This is a genomic window from Bartonella sp. AP20NXHL (assembly GCF_042196165.1).
In the GTDB taxonomy this organism is placed as follows: Bacteria; Pseudomonadota; Alphaproteobacteria; order Rhizobiales; family Rhizobiaceae; genus Bartonella.
This window is the reverse complement of the sequence record NZ_JBHIPV010000076.1, coordinates 1-1,130: the sequence shown is the minus strand read 5'-3', so window position 1 is coordinate 1,130 and position 1,130 is coordinate 1. Positions and strand designations below refer to the sequence as shown.

Here is a 1,130-nt window from a genome sequence, read left to right as displayed (position 1 = left end):
CAGAATTTATAAACACTGGTTTATTCACAAATGCCTCCATACTGCCTATTGGCAAAAGTTATTTTCTAAGATATGGAGTGAACATATTTTCGATTTTAGAATAAGTCAATATAATTTTTCTAAAACAGAAAAAATTTTTTTAGTAATAGACAAATAGTCTACACAAAAAAGTAATTTAATTTTCATTTCAATGTGGAGAAAATTCTGTATGAAGCAGTCTAAAAAAGCTCTAAAAATATTTTCGTCATTAACAAATGAGCAAAAACGGGTGGTTATTTTCCATCTTCTTCTTGCAAAGATCGCAGAAAAGAAATGACGGCTTTTCTATGCTCTGGCTTTGCCGAGGAATATAATTTTAAAAAATAATCATCACAATTATCGGGTATAAAATGAGGGGGGAGAGCTTTAAAAAATGAAGTTAATCTAACGAGTTCATCAGCAGATATGCTTCTACTTTCTTTATCATCATCGACAGAAAGCATTTTAGATATAACAGATGTATGAAGTCCCATATGTTTAGCTAATTCAGTTCGGGACCCATGACCCATTGTTTTAAGTTTTTCATTTGCCCAAATTTTTATTTCTTTTTGAATATCCATACTTATCAATATTCCTATTGTTTTAAAAAATATCAACATTTCTATTTTAGAAAAAATGTTGACATTTTTTCTATAATCGAATAAATGCCCGTTTGATAAATAGAGAAATTAAAATGAATATCAAAAATTCAGCAGGTACGATTATAAAATATTTAGGCGGTGCGAAACGTGTGTCATTGATTTCTCAATGCCATGTGTCTGCTGTTTATAAATGGACTTATCCTTTAAAAAAACTAGAGGGTAAAGGCGGAATTATACCAGCTAAATATCAAATTATGCTTCTGAACTACGCACGTGATCATGGGATAGATTTGCGTCCAGAAGATTTTTTTTATCCCGAGCGCTTGCAGAGATTAATGCAAGAGCAACACCCCCCATTGTCGAAAATTAGCAAGAGCTGCGGTGTTGATCACACTGGAGAAACTTTACAGCATTAAGGAGATAAAGATGGCTGTAGAAAAGAAATATGAATTCACGGATGAGACACGTGTTTTTGGTAATCACACACTTCATCGTATTAAAGCCTTAAGA

Annotated in this window: 2 protein-coding genes; one reads left to right on the top strand and one right to left on the bottom strand. The window is 32.1% G+C overall.

Translation table 11 applies throughout. The features are described 5' to 3' along the window. Nucleotides 1-272: 272 nt before the first annotated feature. The gene (locus ACFILL_RS09265; protein WP_375643838.1) at nt 273-599 is read right to left on the bottom strand and encodes a hypothetical protein; all 327 of its coding nucleotides are present in this window, start codon (nt 597-599) and stop codon (nt 273-275) included. Nucleotides 600-712: 113 nt separating this feature from the next. Between ACFILL_RS09265 and ACFILL_RS09260 the strand changes: the two genes are divergently transcribed. Further along, nucleotides 713-1,036 (top strand): hypothetical protein, encoded by a 324-nt coding sequence (locus ACFILL_RS09260; RefSeq protein WP_375630470.1) that lies wholly within the window; start codon nt 713-715, stop codon nt 1,034-1,036. Nucleotides 1,037-1,130: the final 94 nt, after the last annotated feature.